Genomic DNA, 14810 nt, shown 5'->3' on the forward strand with positions numbered 1-14810 from the left:
CTGTCATGGGATCAGCGGATGAACTGGTCGACGAAATCCGCGCCGAGGCCCACCTCGATATAGTGCTTGCGGCACATATCGATCTTGGTGAAGACGTCCTCGAAGCCGATATTCTTGTTGTTCTCGTCGAGATAATACATGCAGCCGGTAATATTGAAGAAGGTGATCATCTCTTCGGTATCTTCCGGCACCACCAGGGTGTGGATCTCGCCCGGCGGCTCGAACACGTAGGAGCCGGTCTCGGCGATCCAGCTGTGCTCCAGATAGTGCCAGCGGCCGCGGATGACGTAGCCGTGCACCGGGTTCGGGTGCAGGTGCTTCGACAGGATGCCGGACTTGCGCACGCGCAGGAGATTGCACCACTGCCCCTGGAGCGTGTTCAGCATCAGCGGGCGAAACCAGACATCCTTCGCCTGCGGCACCCAGACGCGCTCATCGTCCGGCAGCGCGGGAATCGCGATCTCCGCCGCCGCGAGCCTGTGGGCGGACTGGTTCATATTGTCGTACAAGGCCACCGCCTCCTCGATCTGGCCGGGGGCGGCGCGACGGCACGCCCGGCGACGACCGGGCCACCAGCGGTGGCAGCGCCGGCGTGTGTGCCGCGATCCTCCCCCCGTGGCCGGTATACCCGGCCATCTTCTGCGCCGGATACTCCTTCCCTTTTCCGCCCAAGGCAACACCGGCCGACCGGCCGCCTGCAAATATCAAATCGGACCGCACGCCGTCCCGCCACGCACCGATCCACTTAATCGATCTCATTCAGGCAATGCGCGGCATCCACAGCCTCAGCGCCAGCGTTGACAACGCTCGGTTTGGACTGATTAGTCTGCAACTGAGGAAACGCCCGCGATAGCGGACACACACAACGCGAAAATCGCGGAACGAGAACACGACCCGCTGGAGGAGCCCCATGAAGAGACGTACCCTTTTGACCGCCGCGACCGCCATCGCGGCCCTCGGCCTCGTCGGCACTGGCACGGCGATGGCCCAGTCGAGCTACCCGGAGCGGCCGATCCAGATGATCGTGCCCTGGGGCGCCGGCGGCGGCACCGACGCGGTCGGCCGCATCTTCGCCTCCCTCCTGCAGGAAGAACTCGGCAAGCCCGTCAACGTCGTGAACCGCACCGGCGGCTCGGGCGTCGTCGGCCACAGCGCCATCGCGACCGCCCCGGCGGACGGCTACACCATCGGCACCATGACGATCGAGATCGACATGATGCACTGGCAGGGCCTCACCGAGCTCACCTACAAGGACTATGACATCCTCGCCCTCGTGAACGCGGACCCCGCGGGCGTGATGGTGTCCTCCGATTCGCCCTACAACACGCTCCAGGAGCTGCTCGAGGCGATCAAGACCGAGCCGAAAGGCACGTTCAAGGCGTCCGGCACCGGTCAGGGCGGCATCTGGCACCTGGCGCTCGCCGGCTGGCTGATCTCCGAAGGCCTGCCGCCCGACCAGGTCACCTGGGTGCCGAGCCAGGGCGCCGCGCCCGGCCTCACCGACATGGTGGCCGGCGGTGTCGACATCGTCCCCTCCTCGCTCGCCGAAGGCCGCTCGCTGATCGAGGCCGGCCGCGTGCGCCCGCTCGCCTCCATGTCGACCGAGCGTCAGGCCCTCTTCCCGGACGTGCCGACGCTGAAGGAAGTGACCGGCGTCGACTGGACGATGGCCGCATGGCGCACGATCGTCGCCCCGGCGGGTCTGCCCGATGACGTGAAGACCAAGCTCGCCGCCGCGGTCGAGAAGGCCTTCAACAGCGACGAGTACCAGAACTTCATGAAGGAACGCGGCTTCGGCATCCGTTGGGCCGGCCCCGCGGACGCGACCGCCGCCATCGGCGAAGACGACGCCAATCTCGGCAAGGTCATGAAGGAAGCCGGGCTCGCGGCGAACTGAGCCCGTCTCCCCTCGCGGCGCGTGAGCGCGCCGCGAGGCTCCGCCCCGCGTCCCTTTGCGTCAAAGAGCGACCGCTTCCATGAAGCTCAACGACATCTGCCTCGGACTGATCGTCCTTGCCTGCGGGATCGCCATCTTCGTCTCGGCCCTGCAATTCTCCCCGATTCCGGGGCAGGCCTATGGCGCGGACACGATGCCTCGCGTGATCGGCGCGGGCGCGATCCTTCTCGGCCTCGTCCTCATCGGGCGCAGCCTCGTCGCGGGCGTGCGCGTGCCTGCGATTTCGATCGAGCCCTGGGCGCGCTCGCCGCGCGCGATCGCGAACCTCATCGTCGCGATCATCCTCGTCATTCTCTACATCATCTTCTCGCCGAGCCTCGGCTTCGTCATCACGGCGCTCATCCTGCAGCTCGCGCTGATGCTCCTGCGCGGCGTGCGGCTCGTGCCGGCGGTGATCGTCTCCATCGTCGCGACCATCGTCATCCAGCAGGCGTTCGGACGGATCCTTCTCGTCCCGCTTCCCCGCAACGCGGCCTTCGGCTTCCTTTGGTGATGCGTCCATGAACGTGATTGCGGAGGCCTTCGGCCTCGTCTTCCAGCCCTACGTCCTCCTCGTCATCCTCGGCGCGGGCTGCTTCGGCATGTTCGTCGGCGCGATTCCGGGCCTCACCGCGACGATGGCGACGGCGCTCCTCGTGCCGATCACCTTCTTCATGGACCCCGTCCCCGCCATCGCCGCGATCGTCACGGCGACCGCGATGGCGATCTTTGCGGGCGACATTCCGGGCGTCCTCCTGCGCATGCCCGGCACCCCCGCGAGCGCGGCCTATGTGGAGGACGCCTACCGCCTCACCCGCGCGGGCAAGTCGGAGGAGGCGCTCGGCGCGGTCCTCATCTTCTCGATGATCGGCGGCCTCTTCGGCACCGTCGTCCTCGTCACCGCCTCGCCGGTGCTCGCCGAAATCGCGCTGAAATTCTCCTCCTTCGAGTATTTCTGGCTCGTCCTCCTCGGCCTCTCGTGCGCGATCTTCGTCTCGCCGGGCTCGGTCTCGAAGGGCATCCTGTCGCTCATCATCGGCCTCTTCGCCGCGACCATCGGGATCGACAATCCGGCCGGCCAGCCGCGCTACACGTTCGGCAATGTCGAGCTTCTGGCGGGCGTCCAGTTCATCCCCGCGATGATCGGCCTCTTCGCCGTCTCCGAGGTGCTGCGCTCGCTGGTGCGCGGCACCGACCGCCCGCCGATGGAGCCGGCACCGATCAAGAGCATCTTCCACGCCCAGTGGGCGAACCTGAAGCGCTACCCGGTGCAGGTCCTGCGCGGCAGCACGCTCGGCACCGCGATCGGCGCGCTCCCCGGCGCCGGCGCCGACATCGCCGCCTGGATCTCCTACGCCGTCAGCAAGAAATTCTCCCGCACGCCGGAGAAGTTCGGCCGCGGCCACATCGAGGGGCTCGTCGAGGCGGGCTCGTCCAACAACGCGGCCGTCAGCGGCGCATGGATCCCCGCCCTCGTCTTCGGCATCCCCGGCGATTCGATCACCGCAATCGTGATCGGCGTCCTCTACATCAAGGGCATCAATCCGGGGCCGACGGTGTTCATCAACAACCCGCAGATGATCTATGCGGTGTTCATCGTCTTCTTCGTCGCCAACATCTTCATGCTGCCGCTCGGCTGGGTGGCCATCAAGGCGGCGCGGCGGATCCTGTCGATCCCCGAGAAGATGCTGATGCCGATCATCCTGATGTTCTGCATCATCGGCTCCTTCGCCATCAACAACTCGCCCTTCGGCATCATCCTGATGCTGATCTTCGGCGTGCTCGGCTTCCTGATGGAGGAGAACGACATCCCGATCGCCCCGGCGATTCTCGGCCTCGTCCTCGGGCCGATGCTGGAGCAGAATTTCATCACCTCGATGATCAAGGCGGACGGCAGCTTCTTCGCCTTCTTCGAGCGGCCGATCTCGGCCGGGCTCGGCATCTTCACGATCGCGGTCTGGTTCCTCCCGCTCGTCTTCTTCCTCCTGCGCCGACGGCGAACGGCGTAGGGCGCGTCATCCCGCCATGACATCATGGCGGGATGATCCATCGCGCGCGTCAGACAGGCCCTAACCGTCCGCCCCCTCGGCCGTGAGGCCCGCCGCGAGCGTCGCGGCGACCGCCGCCAGTTCGGCGGCCGTCGGTGAGGGAAGCGGCGCGAAGGTCAGATCCTCTTCCTGGATGTAGCGGCGGGAGGTCACGTCCGTCGGCGCCACCATCGGCACCAGATGGGCGTGGGTGTGGGCGATGTCCGTCCCGGTGAAGAAGAAGGCGACGCGCGGCACCCCGTAGAGCCCCTTCTGCACCCGCGCGATGCGCTTGCCGAGACGCGTGATCGCCATCAGCACCTCGTCCGGACAAGTCTCGAAGGTCGGATAGTGCGCGCGCGGCACGATCTGCACGTGGCCGGTGCGGATCGGGCCGATGTCGAGGAAGGCGACGAGCGTGTCGTCCTCGTGGACGCGGTGCGAGGGCACCGTGCCGGCCGCGATCCTGCAGAAAAGACAACCTGCGGCTTCCATCCTTCGTTTCCTCCACCTTGTCGCAGTCGACGCGGGACCGGCCGACGGTGTTTGCTATGCCACGCGAACCCGTGCCATCACCACGCCAACCGAAATCGCCAGGACGCTTTTCATGTCGGACTCGACCGCCATCGCCTCACCGCTCGCCTTCGACCCCGAGGCGCATGGATGGTCGCCCTATGCCGACGAAGGCTTCATCGGCCTCGTCGGCCCGTTCTGGACACGCCCCGGCGAGGGCCCGGCCCCGCACTTCGCCTTCCTCGCCGAACCGAAGCACCACAACCGCCGCGGCGTCCTCCAGGGCGGCATGATGATGACCTTCGCCGACCGCTCGATGGGCATGACCGCCTGGTACGTGAACGGCGAACGGCCTCAGGCGACCGTGCAGCTCGACGTGCATTTCATCGACGCCGTCCAGATCGGCGAGTTCGTGGAGGCGGACGTGGAGGTCGTGCGCCGCACCCGGCAGATCATCTTCGTGCGCGGCACCTTCCGCGTCGGCAAGCGCATCGTCGCGACCGCCGATGGGGTGTGGAAGACGGTGCGCCCGCCGGAGGAGCCGGTCGCGGCCTGACGTTCAGACGACCTTCAACGTCGCCGCGCGTTCTTCCGGCGCGGCCGACATGATCCGCGCGGCCGCCAGCACGTGGCTGCGCATGGTCGCCTCCGCCCAGCGCGCGTCGCCGAGGCGGAAGGCCTCGATGAGCTGGCGATGGTCCGAGAGGCTGCGCGCGATGTCCTCGGCCGAGAAGGTGCCGTAGGAGCGCACGAGGAAGCCCACCTCGATGAGATTGGCGGCGAGCGCCTCAAGCCGCCGGTGGCCGGACGCCGCGAGGATGCCGTGGTGGAGGGCGAGGTTCAGCTCCGACAGGCGCATCACCCCGTCCCCGCGCGCCGCCGCCTCCATCTCGTCGCAGATGCGGGCGAGGCGATCGATCTCGGCCGGCCGCGCCCGCTCGGCCGCGAGCCGCGCCCCCATCGCCTCCAGCTCCGCCCGCACCTCGAAGATCTCGCGCGCATCCTCGCGCGACCAGCCGTTCACCACCGCGCCCGCGTGGGGGGTGAAGTCGATGAAGCCCTCGGCCGAGAGGCGCCGCAGCGCCTCGCGCACCGGCGTGCGGCTCACGCCGAAGCGCTCGGCGATCCCCTCCTCCACAAGACGGTCGCCGACCCCGATCTCGCCGCGCGCGATCGCGTTGCGCAGCGCCTCGTGGACGCGGTCCGTCGCGGTCAGGCGTCGCTCGATGCCCATTGTATCCAATCGATCATCTGGCTGTCGAAATTCTCTTGTAAATTGACATATCGCATACAATCCACGAATGCCATTGTCGTACCCGACACGATGGACGCCGCGCGCGCGGCCGCCCGCATGACCGACACCAGCCCGGCGCACCCGCGCGCCCACGATCGAGGAGATCCATGGCCAACCCGTCGCTGAAAGCCGCCTTCGCACGTCGCGCCTTCGTCACGGCCCCCGGGGTCTACGACCTCATCTCGGCCCTCATCGCCGACCGGATGGGGTTCTCCGCCCTTTACGTCACCGGCTACGGCACCGTCGCCTCCTATCTCGGCCTGCCAGATGCGGGGCTCGCCACCTACCGGGACATGCTGGAGCGGGTCGAGACGATCGTGGCGCGCACGAAGACGCCGGTGATCGCGGACGCCGACACCGGCTATGGCGGGCTTCTCAATGTGCGCCACACCGTGCGGGGCTACGAGGCGGCCGGAGTGACGGCGATCCAGCTCGAAGACCAGGAATTCCCGAAGAAGTGCGGCCACACGCCGAACCGGCGCGTGATCGCGATGGACGATATGGTGCGCAAGATCGAGGTCGCGGTCGATTCGCGCCGCAGCGACGATTTCCTCATCATCGCCCGGACCGACGCCCGCACCGCCCTCGGCCTCGACGAGGCGCTGAAGCGCGGGGAGGCGTACGCCAAGGCGGGCGCGGACATCATCTTCATCGAGTCGCCCGAGACGGAGGCCGAGATGGAGACCGTCTGCAAGACGATCGACAAGCCGCTCCTCGCCAACATGGTAGAGGGCGGGCGCACGCCGGTGAAGTCGGCGGCCGAACTCGCCGCGATGGGCTACGCGCTCGCGATCTTCCCCGCCGCCGGCTTCCTCTCCACCGCCGCCGCCCTCACCAACGCCTATGGCGACCTCAAGGAGAACGGGCGGACCACCGAGCGTACGCCGCTCTATTCTTTCGAGAAATTCAACGAGCTGATCGGCTTCGAGGACGTCTGGGAATTCGAGAAGCGCTACACCTCCTGAGCCCCGCGCGGACGACGCGCCCGTTGCGCCTGCACGGGCGCGTGTGCCAGATCGGCCCCGGCGCGCCGACGCGCCATCGAGGGAGCGGGACGACATGAGCGACACGGGCGCGGTCATCGCCATCCATGGAGGCGCCGGGGCGATCCAGCGCGAGAAGCTCGGGCCGGACGGCTACGAGGCCGCGCTCGCCGGGCTCCGCGAGGCGCTTCTCGCCGGCTGGGCCCGCCTCAGCGCCGGCGCGAGCGCGCTCGACGGGGTGGAGGCGGCCGTGATGTCGCTGGAGGACAACCCGCTCTTCAATGCCGGGCGCGGCGCCTGCTTCAACGCCGACGGCATCCACGAGCTCGACGCCTCGATCATGGACGGGAAGACGCTCGCGGCCGGCGCGATCGCCGCGTCGCGCACGATCCGCAACCCGGTCGTCGCCGCGCGCGCGGTGATGGAGCGGACCGGCCACCTCCTCCTCTCCGGCGACGGGGCGGACGCGTTCGCCACCGCCGAGGGGATCGCGCAGGAGCCGCAGAGCTACTTCCACACCGAGCGCCAGCAGCGCAATCTCGCGAAGGCGCGCGCCCGCCATCTCGGCGAAGATTCCGGCCCCGTCAGCGACGCCGAGCGCCACGGCACGGTCGGCGCGGTGGCGCGCGACCGGCACGGCAACCTCGCCGCCGCGACATCGACCGGTGGCATGACCTACAAGCGGCCCGGCCGCGTCGGCGACACCCCGATCATCGGGGCCGGCACCTACGCGCGCAACGGGGTGTGCGCGGTCTCCTGCACCGGCTCGGGCGAGGTCTTCATCCGCGTGTGCGCGAGCCACGAGATCGCCGCCCGCATCGCCTATCGCGGCGACGGCCTCGACGCCGCCGCCCGCGCCGTCCTCTTCGAGGAGATCGACGCGCTCGGCGGAAATGGCGGCCTCGTCGCGGTGGACGCGGCCGGCATGGTCTCGATGCCCTATTCGAGCGCGGGCATGTATCGCGGCGCGATCGACGCCAACGGCATGATGCATGTCGGCATCTACGAGGAGCTCGTCTCCGAGCCGGTCTGAGGAAGGTCGCGCCGCACGCCGGACGCTTCGGCTAGTTCACCACCGCCCGCCTGCGGCGGTCGCGCGTGCCGTCCTGCTGCGGCTCGGTGGAGAGGCGCACGATGAGGCGGCCGGGGATGATGCGGCGGCGCGCAGTCTCGCGCTGCTCGATCCGGTCGATCAGCATCTCCACCGCCGCGCGGCCCAGCGCCTCCGCGCCGAGATCGAGCGCGGTGATGGGCACCGTAGCCCCGCTCGTCGTAGGCCCGTCATTGCCGGACACGATCATGAGGTCGCGCGGGACGACATAGCCCGCCGCCGCCGCCGCGAACATCGTGCCGACGGCGAAGCGGTCGATGTGGGCGAAGATCGCGTCCGGCGCCGCCTCGCGGTCGGCGAGCATCTTCAGCGCGGCGTTGTAGGCGGCCGATTCGGTCGGCAGCTCGTCGAGCGAGGCGATCAGCGGCGCCACCCCGTGCTCGGCCGACCAGGTCTCGATCGCCCGGCGCGCGGCGATCGTATACTCGTAGTGCGGGTCGGCAAGGATCGCTCCGATCCGCCGCGCGCCACGCTCGGTGAGATGGTCGAGCACCTGGCGCGTCAGACCCTCATGGTCGTTGTCGACCCACCACCCCTCCTCCGGCCGGTGTCGCATGTCCTGGCCGATGGTGACGACGGGGAGCGACTGGCGGTCGAAATGGTCGAGCATCGGGTCGCCCGCGATGGGGTCGACGACGATGCCGCCGTCGAGCGGCACGTTGGCGAGCTGTGAGACTCCCGCCCCGAAGGGGAGAAGGAGGAGCATGTAGCCGCGCGCAAGGGCCGTCGCGGCCGCCGCCTGCCAGATGGTGGTGAGGTAGTCCATCATCGGCAGCATGGTCGCGAGGCTCGGGCGGACGGAGGCCGCGATCGCGATCACCCCGGTGCGGCCGTTGCGCAGGCGGCGGGCATTGTGGTTCGCGCGGTAGCCGAGTTCCGCCGCGATCGCGATCACCCGCTTGCGCGTCTCCGCGTCGAGGCGGCCGGTCCCGTTCAGCGCGTAGGAGACGGCCGTCGGCGACACGTTCGCGGCCTTCGCGACGTCCTTGATGCCGATCCGCTTGCGCCGCAGCGGGCGTTCGCCGTCGTCCCTCTGTCCCACGTCCGCTCCATCCTTGCCGGCGCCGCGGCCGGTCCATGCCGTTCGATCACACTGGCACGAAGCTTGCGAGACTCTTCGCGGGATCCACGCTGTCTGGACAGTGCGGATCCTATGCTTTAACGTTTAAGCACCTCGAACGCATCCGCTGCAAAAGAGATCGTCTGCCACCGGAGGCAGGCGTATCCTCGCGGCGGCGCTCGAGACACCCGGACAATTGGCGTGCTGAGGAGCCACCATGAGCGTTGATCGCGAGAAGATGCGACTGTCCTTCCTCGACCAGATGAGCCGCAGGCGCTTTCTCGCCGGCTCGACGAGCCTCGCGGCGGCCGCCGCCTCGGCCGGCCTCGTCCTGCCCCGCCGCGCCTTCGCGCAGGCCGACACCATACGCTTCTGCTCCTGGGGCGGCGCGTTGCAGGACCTTCAGCGCACGCACGTCCTCACCCCTTTCCAGGAGGCCTCCGGCATCCGCGTCGTGGAGGATTCGCTGCCCTTCCCGAGCCGCATCAAGGCGATGGTCGACAGCGGCAATCTGGAGTTCGACGTCGTCGAGACCGACCTTCTCACCCAGCTGACGCTCGAAGACATGGGCGAGTATTTCGAGCCGATCGACTATTCGATGCTTTCGCCCGAAGCGCTCGCCGGCATTCCGGACGAGCTCAAGATGGATAAGGCCGTCGGCTACTTCTACTGGTCCTACAATATCGGCTTCCGCACCGACAAATTCGGCGGCGCGAGCCCTCAGAGCTGGGCCGATGTCTGGGACACCGAGAAGTTCCCCGGCGAGCGGACCCTCACCTCGGCCGATGACGGGCAGTATCCGAACCTCGAATTCGCCCTCCTCGCCGACGGCGTCGCCAAGGAAGACCTCTACCCGATCGACATCGACCGCGCGTTCGCCTCGCTCGACAAGATCAAGCCGTCCGTCGCCAAGTGGTGGAGCTCGGGCAGCGAGGTCGTCCAGCTCTTCACCTCGGGCGAGGTGACGACCGGGTCGACCTATTCGGGCCGCATCCTCACCGCGAAGGACGAGGGCGCCCCGGTGGACCTCTCCTGGAACGACGGCCAGGCCTCGCTCGACTATCTGATGGTCGTGAAGGGCGCGCCGATGGAGCCGGCGATGAAGCTCCTCGACGCGCTTCTGAAGGTCCAGCCGCAGATCGCGATCTTCAACGAGTATGCCGGCGGCCCCGCCAATTCCGACGTGCTCGCGGGCCTGAAGCCCGGCCGTGCCGCGGTGCTGCCGAGCGACCCGGCCAATCTCTCCAAGATGTACGTGCAGGATTCGCGCTGGTGGGCCGACAATTTCGGCACGGTGGTCGACCGCTTCCACGAGTGGTCCCTGCTCTGATCGGCCGGCGCCGTTCCCTGCCCGTCACCCCGTAAGTCAGTCGATGTGGCTGGAATGGCCTCTTTCTCCATCGGCCGCGGCGCCCGGCGCGCCAAGGCCCCGAAGCGCTACCCCGTAGCCCCGCCGAAGCGCGACTGGTTCGCCATCGCGCTCGGCGGGCCGGCGCTTCTCGTCCTCCTCGTCTTCTTCGTCGTGCCGATCGCGGCGATGGTCGCGACCTCCTTCGGCGGTCCGACGCCGCTCGCGAGCTATGAGAAATTCATGGCCTCGCCCGCGGCGACGACGGTGCTGCGCAATACGGTGCTGATCGCGGCGGCGGTCACCCTCATCACCGCCCTCATCGCGATCCCCTTCAGCCTCGCGGTGCGCGCCCTCCCCCAGACGCTCGGCCGGATCGTGCTCCTCGCCGCGGTGCTGCCGCTGTGGATCTCCTCGCTCGTGCGCACCTATGCCTGGCTCTACATGCTGAGCCGTGAGGGGGTGCTCAACAGCGCCATCATGGCGACGGGGCTCATCGCCGAGCCGGTGCCGCTCCTCTTCAACTGGGGCGCGGTGGCCGTCGGCATGGTCCACGTGCTCCTGCCCTACATGATCCTGCCGGTGCACAACGCCGTGAGCGCGATGGACCAGAATCTGGTGCGTGCGGCCCAGTCGCTCGGCGCACCGCCGCTCCGCGTCTTCTTCACGATCATCCTGCCCCTCATCAGCCGCGGCATCGCGACGGGCGCGCTGATCGTCTTCGTCATCGGGCTCGGCTTCTACATCACGCCGCTGATGCTCGGCGGGCGCACGAACATGATGCTCGCCGTCTATGTCGACACCATCGTCAACGTGACGCTGAACTGGCCGAACGCGGCGGCGGCGGCGGTCATCCTCGTCGCGCTCGTCTCCGCCCTCCTCGCGATCGGCGCGCTCGTCGGGCGCCTGCGCCCGGCGGGAGAGACGGCATGAACCGCGTGCGCCCCCTCCCCGCCTTCGTCGCCGGCCTCGTCCTCCTCTTCGTGCTCGCGCCGATCGCGGTCGTGGTGATGATGTCCTTCTCCACGAGCGAGTTCATCCGCTTCCCGCCGCCCGGCTATTCGCTGCGCTGGTTCCTGAACTTCTTCTCCCGCGCCGACTGGACCGAGGCGCTCGGCCGCTCGATCCGCATCGGGCTGATCGTGACGGCGGCGGCGGTGGCGCTCGGGGTGCCGGGCGCGCTTGCCCTCGCCGCCCTTCCGCGCCGACTCGGGGCGACGGGCGCGGCGCTCGCGACGCTCCCGATCCTGATGCCACCGATCGTCCTCGCGCTCGCGATGTACATGAATTTCTCCGGCCTCGGCCTCGTCGGCACCGAGCTCGCGATCATCCTCGGGCACCTGTGCCTCGCGCTCCCCTTCGTGCTGCTCACGACGCTCGCCTCGCTGAAGGGCATCGACCCGAGCCTTGCCCGCGCGGCGCAGGCCTCCGGCGCGGGACCGGTGCGGGTGCTCCTCACGATCACCGTCCCGCTCGCGACACCCGGCATCGTCGCCGGGGCGACGCTCGGCTTCCTCACCTCCTTCGACGAGCTTCTCATCGCCCTCTTCGTCGGCAACTCCACGACGCGGACCCTGCCGCGCCGCATGTGGGAGGGCATCCGCTCCGAGTTCGACCCAACCGTCGCCGCCGCCTCCACCGTCGTCGTGGTCGGCACGGTGGCGATCGGCCTTCTGTTTCTCGCTTTCCGCTCGGCGTGGCGCGCCCGCGCCCGATGACCAACCCGACAGGAGTTTCAACGATGTCCACCGCGCGAGCCATCTACCGGGCCAAATGGGTGCTCGGCTTCAAGGACGGCGCCCATCGTCTCATCGAGGACGGCGAGGTGGAGATCGACGGGCGCACCGTCGCCTATGTCGGCCCGCGCCGGGCTTCTGCGCCCGACGGCGTCGCCGTGCGCGACTTCCCCGAAGGGATGCTCTTGCCGGGCTTCATCTCCTCGCACGCGCACCTGTGCAGCCATGTCGGCGACCGCATGATGGCCGACACCGGCCGGCACGACCTCTTCTCCTGCGGCTTCCTCAACTACCTGCCGGCCGGCAAGGACGGGGCGAACTTCCTCGCCCCCGAGGATCCGGAAGTCGGCATCCGCTACGCGATCGGCGAGCTTCTGAAGAGCGGCGTCACCACGGTCGTGGAGATGGGCGGCGAGGTCGGCGGCAACACCGACATCATGGTCGACATCGCCGGCGAGATGGGCATCCGCGGCTATCTCGCCCCCGGCTACGCCTCGGCCCACTACCACTACGACACCAACGGCCGCCTTCGCTATGAATGGCTCCCCGACGATGGCGAGGCGCAGTTCGAGACCGCGTGCGAGGCCGCCGCGCGCAACAACGGCAAATATGACGACCGCATCCGCGGCATCCTCGTCCCGGTCGAGGCGGTGCTCACCTCGCGCCGGCTGCTGCGCCGCACCCGCGAGGAGGCGACGCGCCTCGGCCTGCCGATCACCCTCCACGTCGCCGAGACGATCTGGGAGTTCCACGAGACCGTGCGGCGCGAGGGGAACACACCGCTCGGCGTCCTTGCGGAGGAAGGCTTCCTCGGCCCGGACGTGATCCTCGGCCACATGCTCTTCTATGGCGGCCACTCGCAGACCGGCTTCCCGCGCGTCAACGACCTGGAGCTCATCGCCGAGAGCGGGGCGCACGTCTCCCACTCGCCATTCGTCTTCTCGCGCCGCGGCATCAGCCTCGAAGGCTTCCGCTCCTACACCGAGCACGGCATCAACATCACGATCGGGACGGACTCCTACCCGCAGGACATGTTCAACGAGATGAAGTTCGCCTCGATCCTCGGGAAGATCTACGAGCAGGACTTCAAGGCCGCCCCCGCGCGCGACGTCCTCAACGCGGCGACGATCAACGGCGCGAAGGCGCTCGGCCGGACCGATATCGGCCAGCTTTCACCCGGCGCGAAGGCCGATCTCCTGGTCGTCGACATGGGGCGGTACGCGTTCGGCCCGATGCTCGACCCGATCAAGTCCATGATCCACATCGGCAATTCGCAGTGCGTCGAGCATGTGATGGTGGACGGCCGCGTGGTGGTCGAGGACGGCCGCCTCACGATGGTGGACGAGGACGCCCTCCTCGCCGAGGTCCGCAAGGGCGGCGATGCCGTCTACCGCGCCTACCCGGACTACGACTTCAAGGGCCGCCCCGCAGAGGCGATCGCCCCGCCCGCCTTCGCCAAGTGGTGAAGCGCGCGGCCTGACGCGCCCACCCCGACGCGCGGCCGGTTGCAGGAATGACCGGCCGTCAGGCGGGGAAACGTTGCCACACCTTCGGTTTCAAAAAATCGTTCCTTGGCGGTGTACCTCGGTAGTGAGAGGCTATAGGTCTCACTGAGTATGAAGGGCAGTTCCTTCGCGTGACCCGGTCGGAGTCCATGGATACCAAGCTCATCGACGAGGAAGGTCGTCTTGCTGCGGTCCGGCGCCTCGATATCTTCGACACACCGCAAGAAGCCGCGTTCGACCACATCACCAACCTGGTGCGCGCCACGCTGAACGTGCCGATGTCGGCGGTCACGCTGATCGACCACGACAGGCAGTGGTTCAAGTCGACGGTCGGCATCAATGCGTGCGAGACGGCGCGCGAGGATTCGTTCTGCACGGTGACGATCCGCCAGCGCGAGCCGATGGTGGTGGAGAACGCGCTGGAGCACCCCCTCTTCCGCGACAATGTCTTCGTCCAGGGCGCGCCCTTCGTGCGCTCCTATGCCGGCGCGCCGCTCGTCATGCCGGACGGCTACCAGGTCGGCGCGCTGTGCGCGATCGGGGACGAGGCGCGCACTTTCTCCGAGTTCGAATTGTCGGTGCTGAGCCAGCTCGCTCGCTGCGTCGTGCAGGAGATGGAGCTGCGCCAGCGCGCCTCGCTCGATCCGCTCACCGGCCTCATGTGCCGCCATCCCTTCCTGAAGCGCCTCCAATGGTCGGTCGACGCGTTCGCGCGGAGCGGCGAGCCGGCGGCGCTCTCGATCCTCGACCTCGACCATTTCAAGTCGATCAACGACCGGTTCGGTCACGATGTCGGCGACCGGGTGCTGTCCGCCGTCGCCGAGACCTGCCGCAACACGCTCGGCCACAAGGCCCATTTCGGCCGCCTCGGGGGCGAGGAGTTCGCGATCGGCCTCCCCGGCCTCGCGATCGACGACGCGCACCGCTCGCTGGAGCGCACGCGCGAGGCGATCGCCTCGATCGAGTTCCTCGACATCCCCGAGCTGCGCGTCTCGGCAAGCTTCGGCCTTGCCGAGCTCGGCGACTGGATCGCCGACGTCTCGCATTGGTGCAAGGTCGCCGACGTCGCGCTCTACGCGGCGAAGAAGGGCGGGCGCAACCAGATCGTCGTCGCCGGACCCTCCGTGCCGGTGGTGGCGAACATCACGGCGCTCGCCGTCCCCTATATCGCCGATCCCGACGCGGACGAGCTGCCCGTCGTCGAAGCCGCGATCGCGACCGCCGTCTTCTGACGATCCGCCCCGGCCCGTAAGGCCGGGACGCCGCGATTCGCGACCTGGAATGTGAAATGCACTCG

General features: G+C 68.4%; 15 protein-coding genes. 11 read left to right on the top strand and 4 right to left on the bottom strand.

Annotation, left to right across the window (positions count from 1 at the left end):
- Nucleotides 1-11 precede the first annotated feature (11 nt).
- Entirely contained in the window at nucleotides 12-497 is a 486-nt protein-coding gene (locus DBV35_RS17495; RefSeq protein ID WP_108661991.1) for a 2,4'-dihydroxyacetophenone dioxygenase family protein, read from the bottom strand.
- A 413-nt stretch (nucleotides 498-910) separates the two neighbouring features.
- Here DBV35_RS17495 and DBV35_RS17500 point away from each other — a divergent pair, with 413 nt between their 5' ends.
- The 3 genes from DBV35_RS17500 (at nucleotide 911) to DBV35_RS17510 (ending at nucleotide 3945) form a co-directional block, all read left to right on the top strand.
- Nucleotides 911-1897: a tripartite tricarboxylate transporter substrate binding protein gene (locus DBV35_RS17500; RefSeq protein ID WP_108661587.1), complete on the top strand. Its 987-nt coding sequence runs from the start codon at nucleotides 911-913 to the stop codon at nucleotides 1895-1897.
- A gap of 79 nt (nucleotides 1898-1976) precedes the next feature.
- Entirely contained in the window at nucleotides 1977-2450 is a 474-nt protein-coding gene (locus tag DBV35_RS17505) for a tripartite tricarboxylate transporter TctB family protein (protein ID WP_108661588.1), read from the top strand.
- 7 nt (nucleotides 2451-2457) lie between these two features.
- Nucleotides 2458-3945 (top strand): tripartite tricarboxylate transporter permease, encoded by a 1488-nt coding sequence (locus tag DBV35_RS17510; protein WP_108661589.1) that lies wholly within the window; start codon nucleotides 2458-2460, stop codon nucleotides 3943-3945.
- Nucleotides 3946-4005: 60 nt separating this feature from the next.
- Here the strand turns inward: DBV35_RS17510 and DBV35_RS17515 are convergent, their stop codons facing one another.
- Complete coding sequence (locus DBV35_RS17515) at nucleotides 4006-4458, bottom strand: HIT family protein (RefSeq protein ID WP_108661590.1); 453 nt, start codon at nucleotides 4456-4458, stop codon at nucleotides 4006-4008.
- Between the two features lie 112 nt (nucleotides 4459-4570).
- Here DBV35_RS17515 and DBV35_RS17520 point away from each other — a divergent pair, with 112 nt between their 5' ends.
- Nucleotides 4571-5032, top strand: a complete 462-nt coding sequence (locus DBV35_RS17520; protein ID WP_108661591.1) for a PaaI family thioesterase — start codon at nucleotides 4571-4573, stop codon at nucleotides 5030-5032.
- 3 nt (nucleotides 5033-5035) lie between these two features.
- On the opposite strand, the gene DBV35_RS17525 is transcribed toward DBV35_RS17520, so the two are convergent.
- Nucleotides 5036-5710 carry a GntR family transcriptional regulator gene (locus DBV35_RS17525; RefSeq protein WP_108661592.1) on the bottom strand — a complete coding sequence of 225 codons (675 nt, stop codon included), beginning with the start codon at nucleotides 5708-5710 and terminating at the stop codon, nucleotides 5036-5038.
- Nucleotides 5711-5877: 167 nt separating this feature from the next.
- On the opposite strand from DBV35_RS17525, the gene DBV35_RS17530 reads away from it, so the two are divergent.
- On the top strand, nucleotides 5878-6735 hold the full coding sequence (locus tag DBV35_RS17530) for an isocitrate lyase/PEP mutase family protein (RefSeq protein ID WP_108661593.1): 858 nt from the start codon (nucleotides 5878-5880) through the stop codon (nucleotides 6733-6735).
- 94 nt (nucleotides 6736-6829) lie between these two features.
- Nucleotides 6830-7786, top strand: a complete 957-nt coding sequence (locus DBV35_RS17535; protein ID WP_108661594.1) for an isoaspartyl peptidase/L-asparaginase family protein — start codon at nucleotides 6830-6832, stop codon at nucleotides 7784-7786.
- Between the two features lie 31 nt (nucleotides 7787-7817).
- On the opposite strand, the gene DBV35_RS17540 is transcribed toward DBV35_RS17535, so the two are convergent.
- Complete coding sequence (locus tag DBV35_RS17540; RefSeq protein WP_108661595.1) at nucleotides 7818-8906, bottom strand: LacI family DNA-binding transcriptional regulator; 1089 nt, start codon at nucleotides 8904-8906, stop codon at nucleotides 7818-7820.
- 235 nt (nucleotides 8907-9141) lie between these two features.
- Between DBV35_RS17540 and DBV35_RS17545 the strand changes: the two genes are divergently transcribed.
- The 5 genes from DBV35_RS17545 to DBV35_RS17565 all read left to right on the top strand — a co-directional run bounded on the left by DBV35_RS17545 (nucleotide 9142) and on the right by DBV35_RS17565 (nucleotide 14745).
- Complete coding sequence (locus DBV35_RS17545) at nucleotides 9142-10254, top strand: ABC transporter substrate-binding protein (protein WP_108661596.1); 1113 nt, start codon at nucleotides 9142-9144, stop codon at nucleotides 10252-10254.
- A 54-nt stretch (nucleotides 10255-10308) separates the two neighbouring features.
- A complete protein-coding gene (locus tag DBV35_RS17550) occupies nucleotides 10309-11205 on the top strand; it encodes an ABC transporter permease (protein WP_108661597.1) in 897 nt (298 codons plus the stop codon).
- Nucleotides 11202-11990 (top strand): ABC transporter permease, encoded by a 789-nt coding sequence (locus DBV35_RS17555; protein WP_108661598.1) that lies wholly within the window; start codon nucleotides 11202-11204, stop codon nucleotides 11988-11990. Before DBV35_RS17550 ends, DBV35_RS17555 begins: the two co-directional genes overlap by 4 nt.
- 23 nt (nucleotides 11991-12013) lie before the next feature.
- Complete coding sequence (locus DBV35_RS17560; protein WP_157961820.1) at nucleotides 12014-13474, top strand: amidohydrolase family protein; 1461 nt, start codon at nucleotides 12014-12016, stop codon at nucleotides 13472-13474.
- Nucleotides 13475-13662: 188 nt separating this feature from the next.
- Nucleotides 13663-14745, top strand: a complete 1083-nt coding sequence (locus DBV35_RS17565; RefSeq protein WP_108661600.1) for a sensor domain-containing diguanylate cyclase — start codon at nucleotides 13663-13665, stop codon at nucleotides 14743-14745.
- Nucleotides 14746-14810 lie beyond the last annotated feature (65 nt).

The sequence above is a fragment of the Acuticoccus kandeliae genome (assembly GCF_003073115.1).

Excerpts from the sequence above, each read along its gene's own strand:
- DBV35_RS17495 (WP_108661991.1), bottom strand. The coding sequence starts at position 497 with ATGAACCAGTCCGCCCACAGGCTCGCGGCGGCGGAGATCGCGATTCCC.
- DBV35_RS17515 (WP_108661590.1), bottom strand. The coding sequence starts at position 4,458 with ATGGAAGCCGCAGGTTGTCTTTTCTGCAGGATCGCGGCCGGCACGGTG.
- DBV35_RS17525 (WP_108661592.1), bottom strand. The coding sequence starts at position 5,710 with ATGGGCATCGAGCGACGCCTGACCGCGACGGACCGCGTCCACGAGGCG.
- DBV35_RS17500 (WP_108661587.1), top strand. The coding sequence starts at position 911 with ATGAAGAGACGTACCCTTTTGACCGCCGCGACCGCCATCGCGGCCCTC.
- DBV35_RS17555 (WP_108661598.1), top strand. The coding sequence starts at position 11,202 with ATGAACCGCGTGCGCCCCCTCCCCGCCTTCGTCGCCGGCCTCGTCCTC.
- DBV35_RS17550 (WP_108661597.1), top strand. The coding sequence starts at position 10,309 with ATGGCCTCTTTCTCCATCGGCCGCGGCGCCCGGCGCGCCAAGGCCCCG.
- DBV35_RS17505 (WP_108661588.1), top strand. The coding sequence starts at position 1,977 with ATGAAGCTCAACGACATCTGCCTCGGACTGATCGTCCTTGCCTGCGGG.
- DBV35_RS17535 (WP_108661594.1), top strand. The coding sequence starts at position 6,830 with ATGAGCGACACGGGCGCGGTCATCGCCATCCATGGAGGCGCCGGGGCG.
- DBV35_RS17565 (WP_108661600.1), top strand. The coding sequence starts at position 13,663 with ATGGATACCAAGCTCATCGACGAGGAAGGTCGTCTTGCTGCGGTCCGG.
- DBV35_RS17560 (WP_157961820.1), top strand. The coding sequence starts at position 12,014 with ATGTCCACCGCGCGAGCCATCTACCGGGCCAAATGGGTGCTCGGCTTC.
- DBV35_RS17510 (WP_108661589.1), top strand. The coding sequence starts at position 2,458 with ATGAACGTGATTGCGGAGGCCTTCGGCCTCGTCTTCCAGCCCTACGTC.
- DBV35_RS17520 (WP_108661591.1), top strand. The coding sequence starts at position 4,571 with ATGTCGGACTCGACCGCCATCGCCTCACCGCTCGCCTTCGACCCCGAG.
- DBV35_RS17530 (WP_108661593.1), top strand. The coding sequence starts at position 5,878 with ATGGCCAACCCGTCGCTGAAAGCCGCCTTCGCACGTCGCGCCTTCGTC.
- DBV35_RS17545 (WP_108661596.1), top strand. The coding sequence starts at position 9,142 with ATGAGCGTTGATCGCGAGAAGATGCGACTGTCCTTCCTCGACCAGATG.